Annotated in this window: 26 protein-coding genes; 7 read left to right on the forward strand and 19 right to left on the reverse strand. The window is 69.1% G+C overall.

What is annotated here, in order from left to right; all coding sequences use genetic code 11:
- Nucleotides 1-179: 179 nt before the first annotated feature.
- Nucleotides 180-1,010 (reverse strand): RMD1 family protein, encoded by an 831-nt coding sequence (locus NK718_RS02390; protein ID WP_254738270.1) that lies wholly within the window; start codon nt 1,008-1,010, stop codon nt 180-182.
- A gap of 1,027 nt (nt 1,011-2,037) precedes the next feature.
- On the opposite strand from NK718_RS02390, the gene NK718_RS02395 reads away from it, so the two are divergent.
- Nucleotides 2,038-2,595: a CorA family divalent cation transporter gene (locus tag NK718_RS02395; RefSeq protein ID WP_254738272.1), complete on the forward strand. Its 558-nt coding sequence runs from the start codon at nt 2,038-2,040 to the stop codon at nt 2,593-2,595.
- Here NK718_RS02395 and phnN read toward each other — a convergent pair.
- The 12 genes from phnN to phnC all read right to left on the reverse strand — a co-directional run bounded on the left by phnN (nt 2,581) and on the right by phnC (nt 12,664).
- On the reverse strand, nt 2,581-3,207 hold the full coding sequence (gene phnN / locus NK718_RS02400) for a phosphonate metabolism protein/1,5-bisphosphokinase (PRPP-forming) PhnN (protein WP_254738274.1): 627 nt from the start codon (nt 3,205-3,207) through the stop codon (nt 2,581-2,583). The genes NK718_RS02395 and phnN overlap by 15 nt on opposite strands.
- Nucleotides 3,200-4,345 (reverse strand): alpha-D-ribose 1-methylphosphonate 5-triphosphate diphosphatase, encoded by a 1,146-nt coding sequence (locus NK718_RS02405; protein WP_254738277.1) that lies wholly within the window; start codon nt 4,343-4,345, stop codon nt 3,200-3,202. The genes phnN and NK718_RS02405 overlap by 8 nt, the downstream gene beginning before the upstream one ends.
- A 9-nt stretch (nt 4,346-4,354) precedes the next feature.
- Entirely contained in the window at nt 4,355-5,077 is a 723-nt protein-coding gene (phnL, locus tag NK718_RS02410; protein WP_254738279.1) for a phosphonate C-P lyase system protein PhnL, read from the reverse strand.
- 2 nt (nt 5,078-5,079) lie between these two features.
- Entirely contained in the window at nt 5,080-5,856 is a 777-nt protein-coding gene (phnK, locus tag NK718_RS02415; protein ID WP_254738804.1) for a phosphonate C-P lyase system protein PhnK, read from the reverse strand.
- 29 nt (nt 5,857-5,885) lie between these two features.
- Complete coding sequence (locus tag NK718_RS02420) at nt 5,886-6,773, reverse strand: alpha-D-ribose 1-methylphosphonate 5-phosphate C-P-lyase PhnJ (RefSeq protein WP_254738281.1); 888 nt, start codon at nt 6,771-6,773, stop codon at nt 5,886-5,888.
- Nucleotides 6,770-7,876 carry a carbon-phosphorus lyase complex subunit gene (locus tag NK718_RS02425; protein WP_254738283.1) on the reverse strand — a complete coding sequence of 369 codons (1,107 nt, stop codon included), beginning with the start codon at nt 7,874-7,876 and terminating at the stop codon, nt 6,770-6,772. The genes NK718_RS02420 and NK718_RS02425 overlap by 4 nt, the downstream gene beginning before the upstream one ends.
- A 13-nt stretch (nt 7,877-7,889) precedes the next feature.
- Nucleotides 7,890-8,483 carry a phosphonate C-P lyase system protein PhnH gene (gene phnH / locus NK718_RS02430; RefSeq protein WP_254738285.1) on the reverse strand — a complete coding sequence of 198 codons (594 nt, stop codon included), beginning with the start codon at nt 8,481-8,483 and terminating at the stop codon, nt 7,890-7,892.
- A complete protein-coding gene (phnG, locus tag NK718_RS02435) occupies nt 8,483-8,959 on the reverse strand; it encodes a phosphonate C-P lyase system protein PhnG (RefSeq protein ID WP_254738287.1) in 477 nt (158 codons plus the stop codon). Before phnG ends, phnH begins: the two co-directional genes overlap by 1 nt.
- Nucleotides 8,960-9,010: 51 nt before the next feature.
- The gene (gene phnE / locus NK718_RS02440) at nt 9,011-9,868 is read right to left on the reverse strand and encodes a phosphonate ABC transporter, permease protein PhnE (RefSeq protein ID WP_371877208.1); all 858 of its coding nucleotides are present in this window, start codon (nt 9,866-9,868) and stop codon (nt 9,011-9,013) included.
- A 29-nt stretch (nt 9,869-9,897) separates the two neighbouring features.
- Nucleotides 9,898-10,782, reverse strand: coding sequence for a phosphonate ABC transporter, permease protein PhnE (phnE, locus tag NK718_RS02445; RefSeq protein ID WP_254738805.1), 885 nt, complete (start codon nt 10,780-10,782; stop codon nt 9,898-9,900).
- A 71-nt stretch (nt 10,783-10,853) separates the two neighbouring features.
- On the reverse strand, nt 10,854-11,792 hold the full coding sequence (phnD, locus tag NK718_RS02450; protein WP_254738291.1) for a phosphonate ABC transporter substrate-binding protein: 939 nt from the start codon (nt 11,790-11,792) through the stop codon (nt 10,854-10,856).
- A gap of 68 nt (nt 11,793-11,860) precedes the next feature.
- Nucleotides 11,861-12,664 (reverse strand): phosphonate ABC transporter ATP-binding protein, encoded by an 804-nt coding sequence (phnC, locus tag NK718_RS02455; RefSeq protein ID WP_254738293.1) that lies wholly within the window; start codon nt 12,662-12,664, stop codon nt 11,861-11,863.
- Between the two features lie 174 nt (nt 12,665-12,838).
- Here phnC and NK718_RS02460 point away from each other — a divergent pair, with 174 nt between their 5' ends.
- The 3 genes from NK718_RS02460 (at nt 12,839) to NK718_RS02470 (ending at nt 15,308) form a co-directional block, all read left to right on the forward strand.
- Nucleotides 12,839-13,453, forward strand: coding sequence for an LbetaH domain-containing protein (locus NK718_RS02460; RefSeq protein WP_254738295.1), 615 nt, complete (start codon nt 12,839-12,841; stop codon nt 13,451-13,453).
- A gap of 13 nt (nt 13,454-13,466) precedes the next feature.
- Nucleotides 13,467-14,165: a DUF1045 domain-containing protein gene (locus NK718_RS02465; protein WP_254738297.1), complete on the forward strand. Its 699-nt coding sequence runs from the start codon at nt 13,467-13,469 to the stop codon at nt 14,163-14,165.
- Between the two features lie 114 nt (nt 14,166-14,279).
- Complete coding sequence (locus NK718_RS02470; RefSeq protein WP_254738299.1) at nt 14,280-15,308, forward strand: alpha/beta fold hydrolase; 1,029 nt, start codon at nt 14,280-14,282, stop codon at nt 15,306-15,308.
- On the opposite strand, the gene NK718_RS02475 is transcribed toward NK718_RS02470, so the two are convergent.
- Together NK718_RS02475 and NK718_RS02480 are read right to left on the reverse strand one after the other, a co-directional pair.
- Nucleotides 15,309-15,698, reverse strand: a complete 390-nt coding sequence (locus NK718_RS02475) for a hypothetical protein (RefSeq protein WP_254738301.1) — start codon at nt 15,696-15,698, stop codon at nt 15,309-15,311.
- A gap of 177 nt (nt 15,699-15,875) precedes the next feature.
- A complete protein-coding gene (locus NK718_RS02480; RefSeq protein WP_254738303.1) occupies nt 15,876-17,024 on the reverse strand; it encodes a glycosyltransferase in 1,149 nt (382 codons plus the stop codon).
- Nucleotides 17,025-17,145: 121 nt separating this feature from the next.
- On the opposite strand from NK718_RS02480, the gene NK718_RS02485 reads away from it, so the two are divergent.
- Complete coding sequence (locus NK718_RS02485; RefSeq protein WP_254738305.1) at nt 17,146-17,946, forward strand: UDP-2,3-diacylglucosamine diphosphatase; 801 nt, start codon at nt 17,146-17,148, stop codon at nt 17,944-17,946.
- Between the two features lies 1 nt (nt 17,947).
- Here NK718_RS02485 and NK718_RS02490 read toward each other — a convergent pair whose 3' ends face one another.
- Together NK718_RS02490 and NK718_RS02495 are read right to left on the reverse strand one after the other, a co-directional pair.
- Nucleotides 17,948-19,066 (reverse strand): glycosyltransferase family 4 protein, encoded by a 1,119-nt coding sequence (locus NK718_RS02490; RefSeq protein WP_254738307.1) that lies wholly within the window; start codon nt 19,064-19,066, stop codon nt 17,948-17,950.
- Nucleotides 19,067-19,493: 427 nt separating this feature from the next.
- Nucleotides 19,494-20,153 carry a Fe2+-dependent dioxygenase gene (locus NK718_RS02495; protein WP_254738309.1) on the reverse strand — a complete coding sequence of 220 codons (660 nt, stop codon included), beginning with the start codon at nt 20,151-20,153 and terminating at the stop codon, nt 19,494-19,496.
- Nucleotides 20,154-20,325: 172 nt separating this feature from the next.
- On the opposite strand from NK718_RS02495, the gene NK718_RS02500 reads away from it, so the two are divergent.
- A complete protein-coding gene (locus tag NK718_RS02500) occupies nt 20,326-21,144 on the forward strand; it encodes a 4-helix bundle domain-containing protein (protein ID WP_254738311.1) in 819 nt (272 codons plus the stop codon).
- Between the two features lie 9 nt (nt 21,145-21,153).
- Nucleotides 21,154-22,476 carry a cytochrome c peroxidase gene (locus tag NK718_RS02505; protein ID WP_254738313.1) on the forward strand — a complete coding sequence of 441 codons (1,323 nt, stop codon included), beginning with the start codon at nt 21,154-21,156 and terminating at the stop codon, nt 22,474-22,476.
- Nucleotides 22,477-22,616: 140 nt separating this feature from the next.
- Here the strand turns inward: NK718_RS02505 and NK718_RS02510 are convergent, their stop codons facing one another.
- Together NK718_RS02510 and NK718_RS02515 are read right to left on the reverse strand one after the other, a co-directional pair.
- Nucleotides 22,617-22,994 (reverse strand): hypothetical protein, encoded by a 378-nt coding sequence (locus NK718_RS02510; RefSeq protein ID WP_254738315.1) that lies wholly within the window; start codon nt 22,992-22,994, stop codon nt 22,617-22,619.
- Nucleotides 22,991-23,932, reverse strand: coding sequence for a DUF535 family protein (locus tag NK718_RS02515; protein ID WP_254738317.1), 942 nt, complete (start codon nt 23,930-23,932; stop codon nt 22,991-22,993). The genes NK718_RS02510 and NK718_RS02515 overlap by 4 nt, the downstream gene beginning before the upstream one ends.
- Between the last annotated feature and the right edge of the window lie 302 nt (nt 23,933-24,234).

Consider the following 24,234-nt stretch of genomic DNA (forward strand, 5'->3'; position numbering starts at 1 on the left):
CGGCCGTGCCATATTGGCAAGGCGGACCGGACGAAGGTTCGTTATCGGTTCTCCCCGCCGGCAGACGCGGAGCTACGCGCTCGACTTCAGGAACTGGCCAACGAACGACGGCGTAAATCGGTGGCTGTTCATCGTGGCGGCTTGGGAGGCAAACTATTCAGTGCGGGTGGGCAGTTCCGTCAAAACCTGAGCCCCGCGAAAAGCTGGTAGAACGTGACGATGACCTCGACGACGATCAATAGCACGATCGTTGCCTCCAGGCGGACGCTGCGTTGCGCGTCGATGAGGTCAGTAAGCGCTCGCGCCGTCTCCTGGACCACGGCGAGCTTGCGCCCGAGGGCATGGGCGCGCTCCTTCAGTTCATATTCGTCCTCAAGCCGAGCATAAAGTCGCTCGAGTTCCGGACGGTCCCACAGAACATCCGGCTTTTCGTCTACTGCAACCCGGCCCGACATCCGGTGATCGACCAGCAACGCTTCGCCGATGAGCTTGAGTATGTTTTTGCGGTGCGCGGGTACGCGGCCCTTGTGCGCCAAATCACGCGCTAGCGGATCAATGACGTCGAAGACGGCGCTGACATTTCGTTCGTTATGAGCAAGCGCCACGCTCTTTGCGAGCGCGTCAGAAACAATGAGCAGCCGTTCGGTAGAAAAGTCGCGCATCTGTACGGGCCCGCCCGGCGCCACCTGGTCTTCCTTGTCGGGCAGAGCCTCAAGGACAGCGACCTCGTCCTCGCCACGGGGAATATGCCCAATTACCCTCGGGCCGAGCTTGCGCATGAGGTCGTCCTCTTCGACCGGCGACATGCCGCCAAGCACAGCCACGCCGTAACGGAAAAGCACGACAAACCCGCCGTCCCGGCCCACACGGAACGCGAACGGCACGGTCGAGATCATGTCCGATCGCTCCAGTCCCGCAGTGTCGATTCGGTCGCCCAGCAGCAAGGCGCGAACAACCATTCGATCGGACTGCGTCGACGCGGGGAGAGCAGGTGAGAGCGGCTCGTTCATTGCAGTACAGTATATCTTCGACGGCTGTTCGTCGCGACCCCTTCATGGGCACACTGGCAGAGGTGTCCTGTGCGCCGCCTCCATTGTCCATTGTGGGAAGGGCGTCCCTGCTCAATAAGTTTCAAGCCTTACCTGTACGTCCTCGCAAAGTGGACATCGACGCGGAGAGCCGCTTCGTGGGCAATTGCCGCCCTCCGTGTACTCTCCGCTCTGAAAAATCGCAGCCGGTAGTCACCGCCCTGTCATCCATCGGGTCTGCGGCTCGGCAGCGCGCGGGCGGCGCGCACCTTCGATCTCTTGATCGGCGCTCCGGGCAGCGAGCCTCTACTCGTGCTTTCGGCGGTGTTTCTCCAGGGCTCGCCTGCGGCTGCTCAAGGGGGATGTACGGGCGCGCTCCGAACAAACCGCGTTGTCGCCTTTGTCGCGCCGGTCGGGTTCCACTGCGGGGACAGACTGGGCCTTCCAGGCGGAGGTGCTGACGCGGCTCTACGGGACGCTGAGCGATGAGCGCATCGATCCTTCCACTGTCGCCTTTGGCGCGCACACGCTTGTCGGCGCCGCCCTCCTCTACTGGTCGCCGCGCATGTCCTCCAACGCCGTCCACAGATTGGCGCTTTGCGCGCGCTTGGCGCTCCCGTCCCGCGATCGCAGTCTCCGTCTGGCTCGAGGTCATCGGCCTGATGGCGCTCGGCCTCGTTCTCGGCCATGCGTGGGCTGGTGGTGGTTAAGGTGCTGTCGCGGGTCATCGCCCAAACGGGAGCTTCCCGCTGCCCGTGGCGTTTGTGACGGCGGACGGGGCGGCGATGCTCTTAGTCTTGGCGGCCGGAGGACTCGCGGGACTCTTACCGGCGCTGGTCGCATTGACCCAGTCGCCCACGCAACCGATGCGGGACTGAGTCCACGTCCTGTCGAGAAGCTCGATTGGGCGAGGGGCTCTCGTCATGCGCCTGTCATTCATGGCTCCTACGAGTGCGGGGTTATTGCCACGCCAGGGCTGGCGGGCGCTAGGAAAACAGGAGAAAGACGAATGACGAGGCTGTCTTCGATGGCCAGACGCGCCTTTGCCGCCACGGACCTGGGCCATGCCGTCGACGTGGTCGAGGACCGCGTGCTGGAGGGATATGCGACGGAAGCCGGCGCGGATATCGGCGCGTTGCGTCGCCAGGCGGTGAAGCTGAACCGCCAGCTCGCGAGGCTGCTGGGCCTGTTCCGGCGAGTCGAGCTCGCCCCGGGGATCCGCCTGCCGAGCGACGTCCGCGAGGCGGGGGGCCGCATGGCGCAGCGGCTCGAATCCATCCACCAGGAAGTGCATTCGTCGCAGGAACGCGCGCGCCTTCTGCAGGACGAGGTCGCCGCACGCAGCGCGGCCCAGACGAACAGGCAGCTCTACGTGCTGTCGATGCTGACCGCGGTGTTCCTGCCCGCGACGCTCGTCACCGGCCTATTCGGCATGAATACCGACGGGCTGCCCTTTGCCGGCAGCGGCTGGGGCTTCTGGCTGGCCTGTATCGTCGCGGTGGCGGCAGCCGCCTCGGTCTACCTGTTGCTCGCGCTGGCGCTTCGACGGTCGTCACGACAGGGCTGAGAGGCGATCCGGCGCGGGCCGCTCGGCGGGCCACGCCGCCCGTTGCAGGATTTCGACGAGCATGGCGCCGCCGGACGCTGGCTCGCCGACATTCTCGATCACCTCGTCGGCGAGACCCGCCAGCGCCACTGAATCGGCCCGCGCTAGGCGGTCCCCAACGGAGTCGCCCCGCGTCCGTGCCGCGAGCCGCGCCGCGAGGATTTCCAGGGGGGCCGTCACGGCCACGCAGATCACCCGGGCGAACCGCGCGCGGGCCGCCCCCACCACAGACCGGGACACGTTGGCGACGACGACGCGGCCGGCGCGGACATCGTCCTCAAGGCGCGCCGGCAGGCCGTAGCTCAGCTCGTGCGCCCGCCAGGACAGGCAGAACCGCCCCGCTTGCTCGGCCGCCGCGAAGGCCTCCGGCGTCAGCGTGTCGTGCTCTTCCCACGCGCTCGACGGCCGGGTCACGATCCGGCGGGCGAACACGAAGCGGGGCGCGCCGGAAAGCCGCGAGCGCGCCACCGAGATCAGCGTGTCCTTCCCGGCCCCGCTCGGCCCGACGACGAGGACCAGCGCGCCCGGGCCGATCGAGGCCGCCGACCGGATCGGTGCGGACGCCTCAGACAACCCGAAGGCCCTCCCGCCACACGGCGCGCACGGCCGGGACGGCGCCCTCGGTGAGGCAGACGAGGTCGGCGCGAAGGCCGGGCTCGAGCCGGCCGCGGTCATTCAGGCCGGCGGCCCGGGCCGGGTTGTCGGTCACGGTCGCCAGCGCGTCGGGCAGGCTGATGGACGGCACGCGGCGGGGCAGGTCGAAGGCCGCCTGCAGCAGGCTCGCGGGCACGTAGTCGGACGAGAAGATGTCGAGCGTGCCCTGGCGGGCGAGATCCTCGGCCGCGACATTGCCGGAATGGGAGCCGCCGCGCACGAGATTGGGAGCGCCCATGAGCACGCCGATGCCGGCCTCGTGCGACGCGCGGGCGGCCTCCAGCGTGGTCGGGAACTCGGCGATGGACACGCCGTCGGCAAGGGACTCGGCCACATGCTCCGCCGTGGCGTCGTCATGGCTGGCCAGAGCGATTCCCTTGTCGCGCGCGATGTCGACCAGACGCCGCCGATTGGGCCCGGCGCGCAGGGCGTGGTCGCGCAGGCGCCTTTCGATCAGCGCCTGCAACTGCTCTTCCGTGAGGTTCGTCTTGCCGCGGTAGTAGACGAGGAACTTCTCGATATCCTGGAACTGCCGCTGGCCGGGCGTGTGGTCCATCAGGGACATCAAATGCACGGGCCGCTTCGTCAGGAAGCGCTCCGTCACCTCCAGCACGTCCTCGGTCGAGAGCTCGCAGCGCAGATGGGTGAGGTGCTCGACGCGCAGCAGGTCCTTCTCGCGGGCTTCGTCGATCGCCTCGGCGAGCACGTCGAGGCTGCTGGTCACCGCGTCGCGCCGATCCTCGAGGCCGGCGCGCAGCGAGTCGAACACGGTGGTGATGCCCGACGCGGCGATCTGCGCGTCATAGGCGAGCACGGCGGAGAGGGCCGGCCACTTCACGGCGGGGCGGGGCGTGTAGTGCAGCTCCAGGTGGTCCGTGTGCAGTTCGACCAGCCCCGGGGCCAGGGTGGCGCCGCCGGCATCGAGACCGCTCTCGGGCGCCGCGCCATCGCCGATTTCCGCGATGCGTCTGTCGGCGACCGCGATCCAGCCCTGCTCGATCACGCGGTCGCGCAAGACGAGGCGGGCGTTGTGGATGAGGAAATCCTTGGGGTTCATTAGCGGGCCTCAGGCGGCGGCTGCGAAGCGGGTGATGTCGACGATGCGGTCGGCGACGCGCTCGCGCACGTCGTCGTCGTGGAAGATGCCGACGATGGCGCTGCCGGCGCGCTTGCGCTCGTGGATGAGGTCCACCACGGCGGCGCGGTTCTTCGCGTCGAGCGACGCCGTCGGCTCGTCGAGCAGGAGGATGTCGTGAGTGGCGACGAAGCCGCGCGCGATGTTCACGCGCTGCTGCTCGCCCCCCGAGAAGGTGGCAGGCGGCAGGGACCAGAGGCGCTCCGGCAAATTCAGGCGGGCCAGCAGGTCGCGGGCCCGCGCTCCGGCAAGGCCCTCCGGAAGCCCGAACGCGACGGCCGCCTGGGCGACCACGGCGAGCGCCGACACGCGGGGGATGACGCGCAGGAATTGGCTGACATAGCCGACGCGCTGGCGGCGCAGCCGAATGATGCGGCGCGGTTCGGCCGCGGCCGCGTCGACCAGCTCGGACCCGTCCCGCACGAGGATGGCGCCCTGGTCGCAGCGATAGTTCCCGTAGATCATCTTGAGCACGGAAGACTTGCCGGCGCCCGACGGGCCGCCCAGCACCACGCACTCGCCGGGTGCGACGGAGAAGGAGACGTCGCGCACCACGGGCAGGCGGGCGCCTCCCTGCAGATGCATGGTGAAGGTCTTGCCGATCCGGTCGAGGACCAGGGCGGGGGCGGCGGGGGAAGCGTGCGCGGCGGCCATGATCAGACCTGCAGGACGGAGGAGACGAGGAGCTGGGTGTAGGGCTCGCGCGGATCGTCGAGCACCTGGTCGGTGAGGCCGGCTTCGATGACGCGACCCTGGCGCATGACCATGAGGCGATGGGAGATCAGCCGCGCGACGGCCAGGTCGTGCGTCACAATGACGACCGACAGGCCGAGGTCGTCCACCAGCCCGCGCAGCAGATCGAGCAGGCGCGCCTGCACCGACACGTCGAGGCCGCCGGTCGGCTCATCCATGAAGACGAGGCGCGGATGGGTGACGAGATTGCGCGCGATCTGAAGGCGCTGGCGCATGCCGCCGGAGAAGGCGCGCGGCGCGTCGTCGATGCGGTCGGAGTCGATCTCGACCCGGCCGAGCCAGTCGGTCGCGGTGGCGCGGATATCCCCGTAGTGACGCTGTCCCACGGCCATCAGCCGCTCGCCGACATTGGCGCCGGCGGAGACGGCCATGCGCAGGCCCTGCGCCGGGTCCTGGTGCACGAAGCCCCAGTCCGTGCGCATCAGCAGACGGCGCTCGGCCTCGGTGAGGCCAAGCACATTGCGCAGTTCGCCATCCCGCATGCGGTAGCGGATGCGGCCGGCGGACGGGGCGAGACGGCCCGACAGGAGCGACAGAAGCGTCGACTTGCCGGAGCCGGATTCGCCCACGATGGCGAGCACTTCGCCGGGATAGAGGTCGAAGCCGACGTCGATGCAGCCGAGCCGCGCGCCGTAGAATTTGCTCAGCCCGTCGACGGAGAGGAGCGGCAGTTCCGGCATCTCGGCGGCCGGGAGTTCGCGTGCGGCGCTCATGGCCGGTTCTCCGAGCTGTCGGGAGACATCTCGCCGCGATTCCCGTCGGCGCGGCGGGTTTCGCAATGGTCCGTGTCGGAGCACACGAACATGCGTCCGCCCCGGTCATCGAGGATCACTTCGTCGAGATAGACGCCCTCCGCGCCGCACAGCGCGCAGGGCTTGTCGAACTTGTTCACCTCGAAGGGGTGGTCCTCGAAGTCGAGCGACACGACGTCCGTGTAGGGCGGCACGGCGTAGATGCGCTTCTCGCGGCCCGCGCCGAAGAGCTGCAGGGCGGGCGACTGGTGCATCTTGGGATTGTCGAATCTCGGGGTGGGCGAGGGGTCCATCAGGTAGCGGCCGGCGACCTTCACCGGATAGGCGTAGGTGGTCGCGATGTGGCCGTGGCGGGCAATGTCCTCGTAGAGCTTCACATGCATGAGCCCGTATTCCTCGAGCGCGTGCATGGTGCGCGTCTCGGTCTCGCGCGGCTCGAGGAAGCGCAGCGGCTCGGGGATCGGCACCTGGTAGACGAGGATCTGGTCCTCCTTCAGGGGCGTCTCCGGGATGCGGTGGCGAGTCTGGATCACGGTCGCTTCGGAGGTGACCGTGGTGGTGGCGACGCCCGCCGTCTTCTCGAAGAATTTGCGGATCGACACCGCGTTGGTGGTGTCGTCGGAGCCCTGGTCGATCACCTTCAGGGTATCGTCGGCGCCCAGCACGGCGGCAGTGACCTGCACGCCGCCGGTGCCCCAGCCATAGGGCATGGGCATTTCGCGCGAGGCGAACGGCACCTGGTAGCCGGGGATCGCGATGGCCTTCAGGATGGCCCGGCGGATCATCCGCTTCGTCTGCTCGTCCAGATAGGCGAAGTTGTAGCCGGAGGTGAGGGGCGCGTTCATTCCGCGGCCTCCTTGCGCATGGCGTCCAGATCGGCCTGCCTGGCCGCGAATTCGCTGCGCAGCTGGCGGACAAGGCCGAGTTCGGCCTGGAAGTCCACGTAATGCGGCAGCTTCAGGTGCTCGACGAAGCCGGTCGCCTGGACGTTGTCGGAGTGGGACAGGACGAATTCCTCGTCCTGGGCGGGGGCGACGACATCCTCGCCGAACTCGGCCGTGCGCAGGGCCCGGTCGATGAGGGCCATGGACATGGCCTTGCGCTCGGACTGGCCGAAGACCAGACCATAGCCGCGGGTGAAATGCGGGGCGGCCTCGGCCGAGCCCTTGAACTGCGTCACCATCTCGCACTCGGTGACGGAAATCGTCCCGAGATCGACGCAGAAACCGAGATCTTCGGCGTGGAATCCGACCTGAACCGTGCCGAAACGGATTTCTCCAACGAAGGGGTGCGTGCGGCCATAGCCGCGCTGGGTGGAGTAGCCGAGCGCCAGCAGGAACCCCTCGTCGCCGCGCGCCAGGTTCTGCAGCCTCAGGTCGCGCGAGGCGGGGAAGGCCAGCGGCTCGCGCGTCAGGTCGCCGACCGGGGCGTCGGGCGCGGCGGACGGGTTGCGCTCGATCAGCCCTTCGTCGTCCAGCAGCGTCGTGACGTGTGGCGCGGCCTCGCCTTGCGTCGCGGTCGCCGGCGCCGGCGGCGCGGCGCCACCGGCCAGCGTGAAGTCGATCAGGCGGTGCGTGTAGTCGAAGGTGGGGCCGAGCACCTGGCCGCCGGGCAGGTCCTTGTAGGTGGCCGAGATGCGGCGGCGGACGCTCATGGCGCTGGTGTCGAGCGGTTCCGAAGCGCCGAAGCGCGGCAGGGTGGTGCGGAAGGCGCGCACCAGGAAGATCGCCTCGATCAGGTCGCCGCGCGCCTGCTTGATGGCGAGGGCCGCGATGTCGCGGTCGTGCAGCGAGCCTTCGGCCATGACGCGGTCCACGGCCAGCGCCAGTTGCTCGCGGATCTGGTCGGGCGTGATCTCAGGGATAGACGGATCGCCCCGCCGCTCATGGGCGAGCAGGGCGTGGGCGTTGTCGATGGCGGCTTCGCCACCCTTGACGGCGACATACACGGGCTGTGTCTCCTCAGGCGTCGACCTGCGTCGATCGCGGGATCGCGGCGAAGCGGTCGCCGCAGGTGAGAACGAGGTCGACCCCGCGCGGGAACAGGGCGTGGTTGCGCTGCAGCCGGTCGAGCATGTCGGCGGGCAGGGGGCGGGCGATGAAGCGGCCTTCGCCGGCCACGCCGGGTCCGGTCAGCCGCCAGCCCTCTCCCTCGGCCAGCGCCTCCACCGCGACCACGAGCGTGGTGGAGCGGTCGGGATAGTCGAGCGAGCCCTGCGCGAAGTCGTCCAGCGCCGGAACCTCGCCGCCGAGCGGCACGAAGGCGAAGCTCGCCAGCGCCCGCGCCTCCGTCACCGGCGCGCCGGTGTGGAAGCGCAGGAATTCCTGCACCTGCAAGTCGGCGGCGAGCGCCGGGTCCAGCCAGACGGGCGTCTCGTAGTCGCACAGCGCCAGCGCCACGGCGGCGGCGGCGGGATCTAGCGCGGGGACCGCATCGACCGGCACGTCCAGCCTGCGCACCGTGCCCGGCCGGGCGAGCGCCATCATGACGGCGCGGAACACGGCCTGCGACTGCGCCACGGGGTTCTCGAAACCGATCTTCAAAGCGGCTGACATCAGTCTTCTCCGCGCACCAGGGTGAAGAAGTCGACGCGGGTCGCGGCCGAGCGGGCTTCCGCGAGGTCCTGCTGGCCGGCGAGGCGCGTGGCGACGGGCGCGAGCGCCTCGTCCAGGCCCGGCGCGTCCTGCTGGGCCAGCGCGTCGAGCACGGCGGCCAGGCGCACCTTGGCGGCGTCGCGGCCCAGCGCGTAGGCGATGCCGACCTCGCCGGAGGCGAGGCGCACGGCCGAGCGCGTCACGGTGGCTTCGCCCAGGTTGAAGGGCGCGCCGTCGCCGCCGGTGCGTCCGCGCAGCATGACGAGCCCGGTCTGCGGCGCGCGGATGTCGTCGAAGGCGGGGCGCCCCACGCGGTCCAGGGCGGCGGCCAGTTCGGCCTCGGTCGCGCGGCTGGTGAGCGCCATCACGGCGCGGCGGCGGGCGACGACAACGGGCTCTGCGTCCGCGCGGCCCGGCGAAGGGGATGCGTGTGTCATGACGTTGGACCTAGGCAAGCTGGATGACGGGCGAATGACGTTTCGCCGACGTCAGTGTGAACCGTGTGCGCGGCCGATAACGGCGAAGCGCAGGCGCGAGGAGATCTGGTCGATCAGCGTCACGGTGACGAGCACCATGAGGACGAGGAAGGACACGGCCTGCCAGTCGAGCACCTTGATCTGCTCGTAGAGATGCGTGCCGATGCCGCCCGCGCCGACAATGCCGATGATGGTGGCCGAGCGCGTGTTGGACTCGAAGAAGTACAGCACCTGGCTCGCCATCACAGGCAGCACCTGCGGCACCAGGCCGAAGCGCACGCCGTGCATGGCATGGCCGCCGGTCGAGCGCACGCCCTCCACGGCCTTGCCGTCGGCCGCTTCGATGGCCTCGGAGAACAGCTTGCCGAACGCCCCGAAATCCGAGGTCATGATGGCGAGGATGCCGGCGAAGGGACCGAGCCCGACGACATTGATCCAGATGAGCGCCCAGATCAGCGTGTCGATGGAACGGACCGAATCGAGGAAGCGGCGCGTCACGAAGCGCATCGCCCAGGACGGGATGACGTTGCGCGCCGCCAGGAACCCGAAGGGGAGCGCCAGCGTCGCGGCGAGCAGCGTCCCGAGGAAGGCGATGGCCAGCGTCTCGGCCAGCGAATGCAGCCAGGCGAGGAGCCGCGCGGTGGCGCCGAACGAGGGCGGCAGCATCAGTTCGACGAACTCGCCGAGCCGGCCCATGCCGCCGACCACGCGCACCCAGGAAATGTCGAGCAGGGCGAAGCCGCCGAAGAACAGCGCGACGAGGATGACTACGAAGCCGATCGCGGCGGCGCGAGCCTTCACATCGGCGCGGAACTGCGCCGGGTAGCGCGCGACGAGCGCGGCGCGCGACTCGGCGGTTCCGGCCAGCATGGCGGCGATGCCGGTGGCAACGGGCGTGCTCATGCGCGGGTCTCCCGTCCGATCAGGGCGTGGCGCAGGCGCTCGGTGGCGATGTCGATGAGGGCGACCGTGACGAGGATCAGCACGAGGATGGCGCTGACGTCCGAGTAGTAGAATTTTCGCACGGCTTCGAGCAGGTCCTGCCCGATCCCGCCCGCGCCGACGAAGCCCATGATGGCCGCGCCGCGCACGTTGATCTCGAAGCGCAGCAGCGCGTACGAAGCGAGGTTGGAGGTGACTTGCGGCAGCACGCCGAAGCGCATCGCCTGCACCCAGTTTCCGCCCGACGCGACGATGCCGTCCACCGGCTTCATGTCGATGTTCTCGAAGACCTCGGCGAAGAGCTTCCCGAGCGCGCCCATGGTGTGGATGGCCAGCGCCAGCACGCCCGGCAGCGGGCCGAGGCCCCAGGCCACGACGAAAATCAGCGCGAAGACGAGTTCGGGAACGGTGCGGCAGAATTCGAGGAAGCGGCGGGCGAGGAACGCGCTCCAGCGCGTCCGCGCGACATTGCGCGCCGCATGGAAGCACAGCAGGAACGCGCCGACGCCGCCCAGCATGGTGCCGAGATAGGCGATGAGGACGGTCTCGCCGATGAGGCGCAGCCATTTCTTCGCGCCCCAGAACCATTCGGCCGGATCGCTCAGCACCAGCGCGCCGCTGTCGAGATGGGCGAGGCGTCCGAAATAGCTGGCGAAGCGTCCCAGATTGTCGACGAAGACCGCCGGGCGCACGTCGCCCATCCACCCCGCGGCCCAGACGAGCGCGACCAGCAGGATCAGCCCGCCGACGAGGCGGCGGCGCTTCTCAACGACGGCCGCGGCGTAGGCGGCCGCATGGGCGGCGAGCTGGTGCTCGGGCAGGTGGGGAATGGCGGCCAAGATCGCGTCCGACAGCTGGTTGCGGAAAGGCGCAAAAAAAGGGAGCGCCGCGCGGGCGCTCCCCTTCCGTCCGATCAGGACGACTTCTTGCGCAGGCTGTCGACGAACTTGATGAGCTCGATGTAGCTGTCGTAGTCCTTCGTCTCCGCCGGCGCGAAGGACGGGCGCTGGCCGTCGGACAGCTTGTCGAAGGCGGCCTTGTCGTTCTTCGGCGCGTCGAGGAACGCCCTGGCGATCGCCGCCTTCAGGTCGGCCGGCATGTCGGCGAGCACGGTGTACGGCCCGTTGGTGATTTCGTCCGACTTGCCGATGATGCGGAAATCTTCCTTCTTCATCGCCGTGCCGTCGGCGTTCTTCAGCATGCCCTTGGTGAGCATCTGCTGCAGCGTGGAATCCGTGTCGGAGGTCCACTGGTTGGCGGCGACGTCGACCTGGCCCTGGACGAGCGCGAGGATCGCGTTCTCATGGCTGCCGGCATAGACGACCTTCGAGAAGTACTGGTCAGGGTTGATCCCCTTCCTGTCGAGCAGGAAGCGCGGCACGTTGTTGCCCGAGGTCGAGTTCGGATCGACGAGGCCGAGATTCTTGCCCTTCAGATCCTCGACCTTCTGGTACGGGCTCTTGGCGAGCACGAAGAACACCGAGTAATAGCCCTTCGAGCCATTGCCGCTGACGTCCGTGGCGAAGGCTTCCGTGTTCACGCCGGTCATGCGGGCGCGGGCGAAGGAGGCCGAGCCGTAATTGGCGATGTGGACGTTGCCGGCGCGCTGGCCCTCGATGACGGCCGCGTAGTCCTGCGCGATGCGCAGCTTCACCGGCACGCCGAGCTGCTTGGTGAGGTAGGACAGGAAGGGCGCGAAACGCTCCTGAACGCCGGAGGCGTTCTCGGAGGGGACGACGGCGAAGGTGAGCTCCGGATACTTCGCCTTCCAGTCCTGCGCGAAGGCGGAACCGGTGGCACCGATGGCCGCGAGCGAAGCGCAGGCGGCGATCATGGAACGACGGGACAACATGGGACTGCTCCGTTCGGTGGGGATCGGGTTCGGGGAGTGGGGCCTGACCGGCCCGGGGAGGCGGGCGGTCAGGCGGCTGCGACGGAAGCCGCGAAGGCGGGCTCCGGCGAAGTTTCGGGAAGCTCCATCACCTCGCCGGCCTCGAAGCCGTAGAGGTCGCGCGCAGCGTCCCCGGTGAGGGCGGCGGGCGCGTCGTCGAACACGACCTTGCCGGCAGCCATGCCGACGAGGCGGTCGCAATAGGTGCGGGCGAGATCGAGCGAGTGCAGGTTGCACAGCACGGTGATGCCGAAATGACGATTGATGCGCAGCAGCGCGTCCATCACCACCTTGGTGTTGCGCGGGTCGAGCGAGGCGATGGGCTCGTCGGCCAGGATGATGCGCGGCTCCTGCACCAGCGCGCGGGCGATGGCCACGCGCTGCTGCTGGCCGCCGGAGAGGCTGTCCGCCCGCTGGGCCGCCAGCGGCGCGATGTCGAGCATCTCCAGCGCCGAGAGCGCGACGGCGCGGTCCTGCTCGCTCCACAGGCGCAGGACGGAGCTCAGCGTGCCGACGCGGTTGAGCCGGCCCATCAGCACGTTGGTGAGCACGTCGAGCCGGCCCACCAGGTTGAACTGCTGGAAGATCATGGCGCAGGAGGCGCGCCAGTCGCGCAGCTCCTGGCCCTTGAGCGCGGTCACGTCCACGCCGTCGGCGATGATGCGGCCGGAGGAGGGCTCCTGCAGCCGGTTGATCATGCGCAGCAGCGTCGACTTGCCCGCGCCGGACCGCCCGATGACGCCGACGAACGAGCCGGGCGCGACCTCCAGCGACACCCGGTCGACGGCAGTCTTGGCGCCGAACCGGCGGGACAGGTCTTCGACGACGAGCATGGCCAACTCCGGGTGGTGACTTCGCCGGAGTCGCTACCAATCCCGCGCAACGGTTTCGTGACGCGCCGCCAACTTGTGTGTGACAGCGGTGGACGGCGCGAAGGGGTTTGTCACAGCCGCGTCATCGGCGCGTGCGAGGCGGCGGGCTCGCCTTTCTCGAGGGAGTCTTTGCGCATGACCAAGCTCGGCCCGGAGCCGCTCATCCACCCCACCGCCCATGTGAAGGACAGCGTGCTGGGCTACTACACGGAGGTCGGCGCGCGCACCAAGGTGGTGGAGACGTGCATGGGCGACTACTCCTATGTCGTGAACGACGGCGACATCATCTACACGACCGTGGGCAAATTCACCTCCATCGCCGCGATGACGCGCATCAACCCCGGCAACCACCCGATGCAGCGCGCCAGCCAGGCGCATTTCACCTATCGCGCCGCGTCCTATTTCGAGGGCGTGGAGGACGACGACGCCTTCTTCGACTGGCGGCGCTCCCACGCCGTCGCCATCGGCCACGATGTGTGGATCGGCCATGGGGCGGTGATCCTGCCGGGCCGAAGCATCGGCACGGGCGCGGTGGTCGCGGCGGGCGCGATCGTCACGAAGGACGTCGCGCCCTACACGATCGTCGCCGGAAACCCGGCGCGCCCCGTGCGCCCGCGCTTCGCGCCGCGCATCGCCGAACGGTTGCAGGCGCTGGCCTGGTGGGACTGGGACCACGAGCGTCTGCGCGCCGCCCTGCCGGATTTCCGCGCGCTGTCCGTCGAGGCCTTCCTCGAGAAGCACGGGGGCTGAGATGGAGGCCGCGATGACCTCCGCGCCGCGCTACGCGCTCTACTACGCCCCCGCGCCGGAGGCGCCGCTCTGGCGCTTCGGATCGTCCGTGATCGGCTATGACGCGGCGACAGGCGCGGATGTGCCGCTCGCCGTCCCCGCGGGGTGGGACGAGCCCAGCTGGCGCGCCGCGTCGGACGAGCCGCGCCGCTACGGTTTCCACGCCACGCTGAAGGCCCCGATGCGCCTCGCCGCCGGGCAGGACGAGGCGGCCCTGCTCGCCGCCGTCGCGGCCTTCGCCGCGCGCCGGTCGGCCGTGACGCTGGACGGGCTCGCCGCTCGCCCGCTGGGGCGTTTCGTCGCGCTCATTCCCGCCGCCCCGTCCGAGGCGCTGCAGCAACTGGCGGCGGAGGTGGTCGAGGCGTTCGAGCCCTTCCGCGCGCCGCCGACGGAGGCCGAGCTGGCCAGGCGCCTCGCCGCTGGCCTTTCGCCACGGGAGCAGGAGTACCTTGCGCGCTACGGCTACCCCTATGTGCGGGAGCGCTTCCGCTTCCACATGACGCTCTCCGGCCCCGTGGGCGAGGGGGCGGGCGCGCTTGCCGACGTGCTGGACCGCGCCTTCCGCCACGCCGTTCCGGCGAGGCCGGCCCGCATCGACCGGATCGCCGTGTTCCGGCAGGAGACGCCGCAAGACCGCTTCCGCATCCTGGCGAGTGTCGAGCTGGCCGGCTGACGCGCCGTGTCACGAAACTCTTCATCCTGTATGACGCTGATTACGCTTGTATGACAGCGTCGCGACTGCGATTTTGCCTGCCCCCGCATGGTGCGGGACGCAGGATGGGTCGCGATGGCGTCGCCGCTCGCCTTCGGGCGCTTGGACAGAACATGGCAGAGGGGCCGCGCTCCGGCGCGGGCCGCCGCCTGCCGTCCTGCCTTCGGCGAGCTGGTCGCCGTCCCCGAGAACCCGCTGCCGCCGGGGCTGTCCGCAGGCGTGCTGCGCACGGCCGATGGCGTCGGACTTCGGATCGCGGCGAGCCGGCCCGCCGGCCGCCCGCGCGGCAGCGTGCTGCTGCTGCAGGGACGCGCCGACTTCATCGAGAAATACGCTGAGGTGATCGCGGAGCTGAATGCGCGCGGCTTCGCCGTCCTCGCGTTCGACTGGCGCGGGCAGGGCGGCTCGCAGCGCCTGCTGCCGGACCCGCTGCGCAATCACGCGAGCGGCTTCGCTGCGTTTGGGCTCGACCTCGCCGCCCTACGGGCGGAGCTGCACCGCCTCGATCTGCCCGGCCCCGCGATCGGCCTCGCCCATTCCATGGGAGCGGCCGTTCTGCTGACCGCGCTGGCGCGCGAGCCGGGCCTCGTGGAGCGCGCGGTCGTCACCGCGCCGATGATCGCCATCGCGCCGCAGCTGCGCCCGCCCTTCGCCGCCGGCCTCACGCGGCTTGCGCACGCGGCCGGATTTGGCGCGCGGACCATCCCGGGCCCCTCGGCCAAGGGCATGCCGGGCGCGGTCTTCACGCCCGACAATCTGCTCACGTCCGACGCGCGACGCTATCTGCGCTCGCACCATGTGCTCGCCGCCCGGCCGCAACTCGCCGTCGGCAAGCCCACCATCGGCTGGCTGCACGCGGCGTTCGCGGGCATGGCCGGTCTGCGCGACCCGGCCCTTGCCGCCGCGCTCGCCACCCCGCTGCTCTGCGTCGCCGGCGAGGACGACCGCGTCACGCACACGCAAGCCGCGGCGCGATTTGTCGCGCGCCTGCCGTGCGGCGAGATGCTCGTTCTGCCGGGTTGCGCGCATGACGTGCTGATGGAGCGCGATGGGCTCCGCGCGCGCTTCTGGCAAGCCTTCGACCGGTTCGTCGCCGACCTGTGATCAGACGGCCTTGCCGGCCTTCTTCTTCTTCTTCTTCTTCTTCGACCCTGGCCCGCTTGGGCTCTTGCCGACGTCCTTGATCTCCTCGGCCTTTGCCTTCTTGCCCTTGGAGAGAGCCCTCCCGCCTTCGGGCTCGTCCGCCGTGTCATTCACGCGGGCGATGGCGAAGGCCAGCATCTTCTCGAGCGCCAGAGCCTGGTCACGGAGCGCATCGAGTTCGGCGTTGACGGCGCGCTTGCCGGGACTGGAGGCGATGGCTTCCATGCCGCTGCGCGGTCCGCCGAGACCCTTCACGGCCTTCACCGCCCGCGCGGCTTCCTTGCGGGCCTTGCCGGCGTCCTTGTAGGCCTTCCGCAGCAGGTCGAACTGTTTCACGTCGGCGTTCGCCATCGTCTCGTCTCCACCCCGATCCCCCGCATGGCGCGCCCCGCGCGACAACGGAAATGCTCAGCTTCGCCCGAGCCATAGGCGTCCCCTGCGACACTCTCGTGACAGTCCGGGAGGGGCCGTCGGTTCGACGGGGCACGGGCAGGGTTCGCTGGCGGGCCGAATGCCCGCGAGGCCAGGCTAGGTCCCGCCGCCGGCTGGGGACGACGCCTCGAGCGTCACTGGAACGGCGTTCCCCCGCCATCTGGCGGCGCCCGTTCCCCAGCCGCCGAGCCACAAGGGCAGCAGCAGGAGATCCCGCAAGAGTAAGGCGATCGGGCTTGCCCAGGTCAGGGGCCAGCCCGCCGCGCGCGCGAGACCGGCTTCGGCGGCGTACCAAAGTCCGAGGCTCGCCAGCATGAGCGCAGCGGGATCGAGCTCGGCCGCGGCGCCGGCCCAACCCGCCGCTAGGGCCGGCGGGACAGCTCCCGCAAGCGCCTCCGGGAGGTAGAGCAGGGGGAAGGTGGCGCGGCGCAGGCGCGCCCAGCGCAACTGCCGGGACCACACCGCGCGCAGGCTGCGCGGGCCGATCGGCTGCGCGAACTCTCCCGTGGCGAGCGCCACGGCGAGTCCTTGCCGGCGGGTTGCCTTGGTCGCGGCCGCGTCCTCGGCCGGCTCGCGCGCCAGCGCGGCCATGCCGCCCTCGCGATCGAGCACGTCGCGACGGAACATCAGCGTCTTGCCCTGCGCGAAGCCCGCGCCGAGCAGATCCACCGTGTATTGCACCCGCGCCTGCCAAGTGTTGAGGAAGGCGCATTCCAGCTCGCCCCCGAAGTTGGCCGGCGCCACTCCGACGGGCGGGGCGGACACCATGCCGACACCGTCAGTCTCGACGGCGAGCAGGCGCTGCAGATAGTCGCGGGGCAGGAGGAGATTGCTGTCGGCGAAGACCACGCGCGCGGCCTCCGTCGCTCCCCAGGCCTTGGCCATGTTGTTGAGTTTCGGATTGCCGTTCAGCCTGTCATTGCTGACGAGCAGCCTCGCCTTCGGCCCGCCGTGCGTCGCCATCAGCCGCCGGACGACGACCGCCGCTTCGTCGCTCTCGGACGCCGCGCAGAACACGATCTCGTAGTTCGGGTAATCGAGGTCGAAGCTCGACCCCAGCGTTTCGTCGATGCGGTGGTCGCGGCCGCACACAGGCCGCACGAGGACGATCTCCGGCGCGTCGAGGGGAGGCGGCAGGGCTCCGCGAGCGCGCCGAAAGCGCAGCGCCACGGCCGCGCAGGAACCGAGATGGGCGAGGAGCGCGAGCGCGGCGAACGCGCCCGCCGATGCGGCGAGGAAGGTCATGCAGCGGCCTTAGCTGCTTCGCGTGACAATGCGGCGACGCATCCGCCGGCGTCCTGTCATAAAGGTGCAACGCGACTCTGCCCAAAGGACATCCATGTCGCGCACGGCGAAAGGAACCGGCATGGACGACACCGCCACCCGCCACGTGAGGACCCTCTTCGTGTCCGACATCCATCTCGGCACGCGCGGCTGCCAGCCCGATCTTCTGCTGGATTTCCTCAAGCACCACGACGCCGACACGATCTATCTCGTGGGAGACATCGTGGACGGCTGGCGGCTCAAGGCGGGCTGGTACTGGCCGCAGTCGCACAACGACGTCGTGCAGAAGCTGCTGCGCAAGGTGCGCAAGGGCGCGCGCGTGATCTACGTGCCGGGCAACCACGACGAATTCCTGCGTGACTATGTCGGCTCGAATTTCGGCGGCATCGAAATCGTCGAGGAGGCGGTCCACGTCACGGCGGCGGGACAACGCATCCTGGTGCTGCACGGCGACAAGTTCGACATGGTGATCCGCCACGCGCCGTGGCTGGCGAAGTTCGGCGACGTGGCGTACGACCTCGCCATCTGGCTGAGCGCCCATGTCAGCCGCGCGCGCCGGCGCATGGGGTTGCCCTACTGGTCGTTCTCCGCCTGGAGCAAGGGCAAGGTGAAGCGCGCCGTCAACTTCATCAGCGCGTTCCAGGACGCCGTCGTGGCGGATGCCGAGCGCCACGGCGTCACCTCCGTGCTTTGCGGCCACATCCACCAGCCCGCCATGGAGCGCATTCGCGGCGTCGAGTACATCAACACCGGCGACTGGGTGGAATCGTGCACCGCCGTCGCCGAGCATCATGACGGGCGGCTGGAGCTGATCCGCTGGACGTCTCCAGCGCATGTCGAAGCGACGCTGCGCCCGCCGCGCCGGCTGGCCACGGCAGCCTGACTCAGCCGGCCGGGAGCGCCGCCGCTCCTTGCGCGGCGCGGACGTTGTCGAGGAACGAGCGCACGCTGTCGGCCAGCGAATGGCCCGCCGCGAAGTTTCGGCAGCGGCTCCGGGGAATGGCGAGCGCCGCCATCGCCGCGGCGGCGAGGTCCTTATCAAGCGCCCCGCAACCCGACCCGGCCAGGATGTCCCGAGGGCCGGCGACCGGATAGGCGGCGACGGGCAGGCCCGCCGCGAGCGCTTCCAGCACCACGAGCCCGAACGTATCGGTGAGGCTGGGGAACACGAAAGCGTCGGCGGAGGCGTAGGCGTCCGCCAGTGCCGCGCCGGACAGGAAGCCGAGGAAGCGCGCCCGAGGGTAGCGCGCCGCCAGCTCCGCCCGCGCGGGGCCGTCGCCCACCACCACCTTCGTGCCCGGAAGGTCGAGCTTCAGGAACGCCTCGATGTTCTTCTCGACTGCGACCCGCGCGACGCACAGGAAAATCGGGCGCGCCAAACCTTCCAGCGCGTCCGAGCGGCCGCCGGTGAAGGCGTCGACGTCGATGCCGCGCCGCCAGCGCACCAGCCGGTCGAAACCGCGGCCCGCGAGTTCCTGCCGGAGCGTGTCGGTCGCGACCATGGTGGCGGCCGCGGCATTGTGGAAGCGGCGCAGCACGGCATAGGCCGCAGAGAGCGGAATGGGCGCGCGCGCGGCCAGATATTCCGGATAACGCGTGTGGTAGCAGGTGGTGAACGGCAGGCGATGCCGCAGGCAGTAGCGCCGCGTCATCGCCCCGATCGGTCCTTCGGTGGCGACGTGGATGGCGTTCGGCCGCGCGGCTTCGATCGCGCGGGCGACGGAAGCGGGCGTCGCCATCGCCAGGCGGATCTCGGGGTAGCTCGGCATCGGCAGGGTCCGAAAGCCCTGCGGCGTCAGGAAGCGCAGCTCGGCGCCATGCCAGGGCGCCTCGCCGGCCAGCGCCTCCAGCGTCCGCACGACGCCGTTCACCTGCGGGCGCCAGGCGTCGGTGGCGACGAGCACGCGAAACGGCCGTGCGTCGATCTCGCGATCTCCGGGCGGACCCGCCCGGCGCGACAGCCGCCAGTAGGGGAAGGCGTCGACGGTCTGCGCTGCAGTCATGGCGGCCTCTTGCGGATGCAAGAGCATCAACCACATTCATGCTGCAGTTCGATGACTTTCGCCGGCGACGCGGCGCGTCGACGGCTGCGAAATCGGTCCAGAAGGCCCCCTTCCGGACATCCTGCGCAAACGACGGCTCCGTGCGCGGCAGCTGCTCCACGTCCAACGGGACCCAAGGGCGGCGGGACACTGCACCGGGTTCGCGCCAAAAGCCAACGTAGTAGCCTCGGGCGGCCCGCCGATAGGTCCGGCCTTTGGCGCTGGGCATATCCGTGGCCCACGAGCCCGTATGAGACTGGCTCGCCCTAACGTTCCCCTCCAGGCCCTGCGCCTCCACGAGCAGAGGACCTGGGGGACATCCGCCCAGCCGACGCCTCGCGCCGACGTTCAGCGCCTTGTTTTTCCCCTCGTTGCAAATCGACTCGCGTCAATCCTCCGCCCACATGCGGAGCAGGTTCGCGTGCGTTTTGGACAGCAGCGAGAACTCGGTCGAAGGTCCCTCTCGTTCGTGGAGCGCGCGCCGGGCACGGTCAAGGTCGAACAGCAGTTCGCGCTTCTCCGGCGAGCGGACGTAACTGCGCGCCCATCCCACGACGGCGCAGCGCTCCCCCCGGATGACAGGCTCGACGCGATGCAAGGTGGTCGAAGGATAGGTGACCATCGAGCCGGCCGGGAGCTTGAAGCTCTCCTCGCCCGACGTCGTTTCGATGACCAGTTCGCCGCCGTCGTAGGCATCGGGGTCGACCAGGAAGAGCGTGAAAGACACGTCGGTCCGCATGCCATTCATCAAAGCGTCGTCGACATGCGCGCCATAGCGCCGTCCCGCTCCGTAGCGGCTGATGATGAGGGGCGTCAGGGCCTTGGGCCGCACGGCCAGCGCGAAGACTTCGTTGGCCAATATGCGCTGGGAGATCATGCACCGCAGCGCATCCAGGGCGCGTCCAGGGGACGCCTGCTCGTTGTCCTTGACCTCTCGCGCCGCCCAACCGGCGGTCGCGCGGCCGTCTTCATAGGCCAATTGGGGGACAACGCCCATGATGGTCTGGAGATCGTCAGTATTGAGCACGTCCTGGATGGTGATGATCATATGAATACCGCTGAGCTGCTTGGCTTTGGTCTCAGTTTGTAAATGTTCCAATGTTCGGCCATCGTATTGACGGCCGGGTGGCGCTGGTTGTACGCGGAGCGGCAGGGTCAGGCAACGCCCGGCTCGGTTCCCCCTTCCCGAACTTGCAGCCTTGAACTGCAACGAGGACACGATGAAGACACGACGCACAGTCTGGATGGGTCTCAGCACGTTCGCGGCCGGCGCGGCCATCGCGCCGCTGGCGCAAGCGCAGACCAAGCCCGCTCCCCACGCTCATGACGCGCCCGCCAAGCCAACCGCCGGGGGCGAGGGCGGGGAAGGCGGGGAAGCTGGTGCCGCCCGTGCGCAATCGCTGTCCGCCAATCTGAAGTTCTATCGCGCTATCGCACTGATCCGCGGCCACCTGCTGGTCGGTGATGAGTTGGTGAAGGCGGGGCGCTGGGCCGAGGCCCTGCCGCACTTCCTGCACCCCGGGGAGGAGATCTACCCGACGATCAAGGGCGACCTCCGCGCCTACGGTCTGCGCCCCTTCGAGAGCGGGCTGAAGTCGTTGGCCCAGACGGTGAAGGCCAAGCGCGCCGAGCCCTACGGTGCGGCCATCGAGCTGGTGCGCGGACAGATCGCCCCGGCCGACGAGGGCCTGCGCAAGATGGAGAAGGACTGGACGCGGTTCGTCGTCGAGACGGCGCTTGAGGTGCTGCGCCAGGCGACTGACGAGTATGGCGAGGCGATCGAGGGGGGCCGGTTCGCCAAGGTCGTCGAGTACCAGGACGCGCGCGGCTTCGTGTGGGAGGCCGACAGGCTCATCGAAAGTATCGCGGACGCGCTGAAGGCGAAGGACGCCGAGGCGCTGGAGTCGTTGAGGGCGGACATGACGGCGCTGAAGGCGGCCTGGCCGTCGGCGATGCCGCCCGCCAAGCCCGTCAAGGATCTCGGCGGCGTGCTGGGCGACGTTGCCCGCGTCGAGCTTCACGCCGGCCGTTTTCTCTGAGACCCACGCATGAACCGTTCGGCAAAAGCGCTCTATGCCGCCGCCCTGGGCTGCGCCGCGGCCGCTGCCGCGCTGCTCGCGTTCGGCGCCGGCGACGCCAGCCGGGCGGGAGACGATGCGCTATGGGCGCAGGCCCAGGCTTTCCGCCGGCCGGATGCGCTGCCCTACGACCCGGACCTGCCCAATACCCAGCGTATCGCGCTCGGCGAGGCGCTGTTCCGCGACACCCGCCTGTCCGGGCCGGGAACCATCTCCTGCGCGACCTGCCATGACCCTTCGCTCGCGTTCACCGACGGCGTTCCGTTGGGGCGCGGAGCGGCGGGCAAGCCGCTCGCGCGGCACACGCCGGCGCTATGGAATCTCGCCTGGGGCGAGAGCTATTTCTGGGACGGTCGCGCCGACACGCTGGAGCAGCAGGCGCGCGGGCCCATCGAGCACCCGCTCGAGATGGCCGGCTCGGTCGCCGAGGCGACCGCGCGGCTCGGCGCCGACGCGGAGATGGCGGCCAGGTTCCGGCAGGCTTTTCCTCGTGAGCGCGGCATGACGGCGGACCAGCTTGTCCGCGCGCTTGCCAGCTACGAACGGACGCTCGTCTCCCCGCGTACCCGCTTCGACAAGTGGGTCGCCGGTGACGCCGCCGCGCTGAGCCCCGAGGAGAAGGCCGGTTTCGCCCTGTTCACCGGCAAGGCGGGATGCTCCAATTGCCATAGCGGCTGGGCGTTCTCCGACCGCGCCTACCATGACATCGGATTGCCCGGCGACGACTGGGGTCGCTTCGGGCAGCTCGGCCTCGGCGCGGCGGACCACGCCTTCAAGACGCCCAGCCTGCGCGAACTCACCTGGACCGCGCCGTACATGCACGACGGCTCGCTCCACACGCTGGAGCGCGTCCTCGACCATTATGAGAACGGCATCGTGGAACGGCCGTCTGTGTCGGCCGATCTGCCGCGTATCCACCTCTCGGCCGACGAGCGCGACGCGCTGCTCGCCTTCCTCGACACGCTGTCGAGTGAAACGCCGCCGGTTCCGACACCCCTGGAGCGTCTCCGCGAACAACCAGCCGTCGTCGGAGAGGCCGTGCTGCGGGTGACGCAGAAGGACAAGCAGTTCAGCCCGCTCGCCGTAAGGATCAGGGAAGGCGAGACGCTGACGGTCGTCAACGACGACCGTCGCACTCACAACGTTCGGATGGACGGATCCGACGGTGCCTTCGACACCGGCGCGCAAGAGCCGGGCCAGTCGGCCGAAATTCACTTCCGCCACTCCGGGAGCTATCGCGTCTACTGCGGCATCCACCCGGCGATGCAACTCGCGGTCGAAGTGATGCCCTGACGCTCCTGCGCAGCACTTCGCCGGTGACGCGACTTCCCGACCGATTTCCGGGCTGCGGGATTCAGAGCCGCTGAAGAAAATCGGCTGGCCCGACGAGACCGCGCGTCGACGCGCGCCCCGCAAATCTGGCCCTAAGGTGGCTACGGGGAGTAGCGCCAGGCGACTGGAACGGCATGGAGACCCCGGGACACGTTGTAGCGTATCGCCTCGTCGCGCGCCCGGTTGACCGCGTCGCGATTGTCGGCGCGCGGGCATAGCGTACGCTTCGCCGGGCTATTTCTGGCCTCCAGCCAATCCGAGAACGCCTTCTCCTGAGCATCGAGACCGGCATTGGAGGTGTAAACGTCCGATACGAACACCTCGCCGTCGTCCGCGGCGACGCCCAGGCAATAGCGCCAGTCGGGCGGCTGGCCTGCCGACGCCGATCCCATCATGAGCCCGCCGATGAATTGCCATCCACCCACGAGAAGGACGATCGGAGCAAACGCCAAATCTCGACGCCGCACCTGATTTCTCATGCCGCCAGGTCACGGAATGTCGCATCGCCGTCGGCGTGATCGGCTCCGTGTCCGAAGCGGCGGTTCAGGGCCTGAACGATCGCCTCCAGATGGGCGGCCTTTCGGGCATCCTGCGCCGACGAGGGTTTCGTGCGCGGCAACGGGTCCACGGGCAGTGAGAATCCAAGGGCGGCGTGGGGAGCGCCGCCGCGTTCGCGCCAGAAGCCGTCGTAGTCGGCATGGACGCCGCGCTGATAGGCCCGGCTCTTGGCGTTGAGCACATGGGTGGCGCGCGACACAGCATGAATCTCGCATGCGCCGACGTTGACAGTCAGGGCCTGCGTCGCCGCCAGCAGCGCCGCCTTGGGCCGCAGTCCGCTCAGGCGGCGCGTCGCACGGACGATCCGCGCCTTGTCTTCCCCGCGTTGCTGGCCCTGCAACCCGCCGATCGCGATGACCCGCGCGCCGTCCAGGTCGACGATGGAGAAGGTCAGCCGCGCGAGCACGACGCCATCGGCCAGGTCCTCCAGCCAGAGGCACGCTTCGCCTTCCTGCCGCGTCCGATTGGACCGGCCCAGCATCAGCCCGTACTCCGCCTCGCGGCCCGACAGCATGGCCAGGCAGATGGGCCGATCGAGCGCCCAGAGCGCCTTCGCGATATCGGTCGGGAGGTCGGCGAGGGCGTCGTAGTGCGACACCAGCAGACGTACGCGCTCGCGCGTGGGCAGTTTGTGCCGGAGATAAGGTTGCAGTGGTTTCTGTAGTAGTGCGCGGCTGGGATAGGGCAGGGCCCGCCGTTCGTGCGCGGTTTCCAGGTAGCGGATCCACTCGGCAGTCGGCCCGGGGCGAAGGCAGGCCCGGCTCACCACGAACCATGCCTTTCCGGGGGTCAGCTCGGCGCGGAAAGAAGAATAGGCGCGCCACATCGGCGCGGCAACTTGGGAGACAAGATCGAGCATATAATCCTCGCTGCGCGCTGCCAATCATGTTGGCGCGTCAGCGGTGCATACTATGTTCGGTTACCGTCACTTGCGCATACATCTACGTAAATTACTTATTTGTATCACGATTGCAGAATTACATTGTAGTAACGTCACGATCTTGTAAGGCGCATACTCGCCCTTGAGATCGGCGAGAACTCACCCTGCTTGATTCTGACTCAGCAGAGTGCGAACGCTAAGCTGTTACAATCGACCCGTCGCCACCGGCCGGTGGAAGTCACTGAAAACTGAGTCTGCCGAGTACCTCAGCTGCGAGATGT

It is taken from the genome of Alsobacter ponti (assembly GCF_024294805.1).
In the GTDB taxonomy this organism is placed as follows: Bacteria; Pseudomonadota; Alphaproteobacteria; order Rhizobiales; family Beijerinckiaceae; genus Alsobacter; species Alsobacter ponti.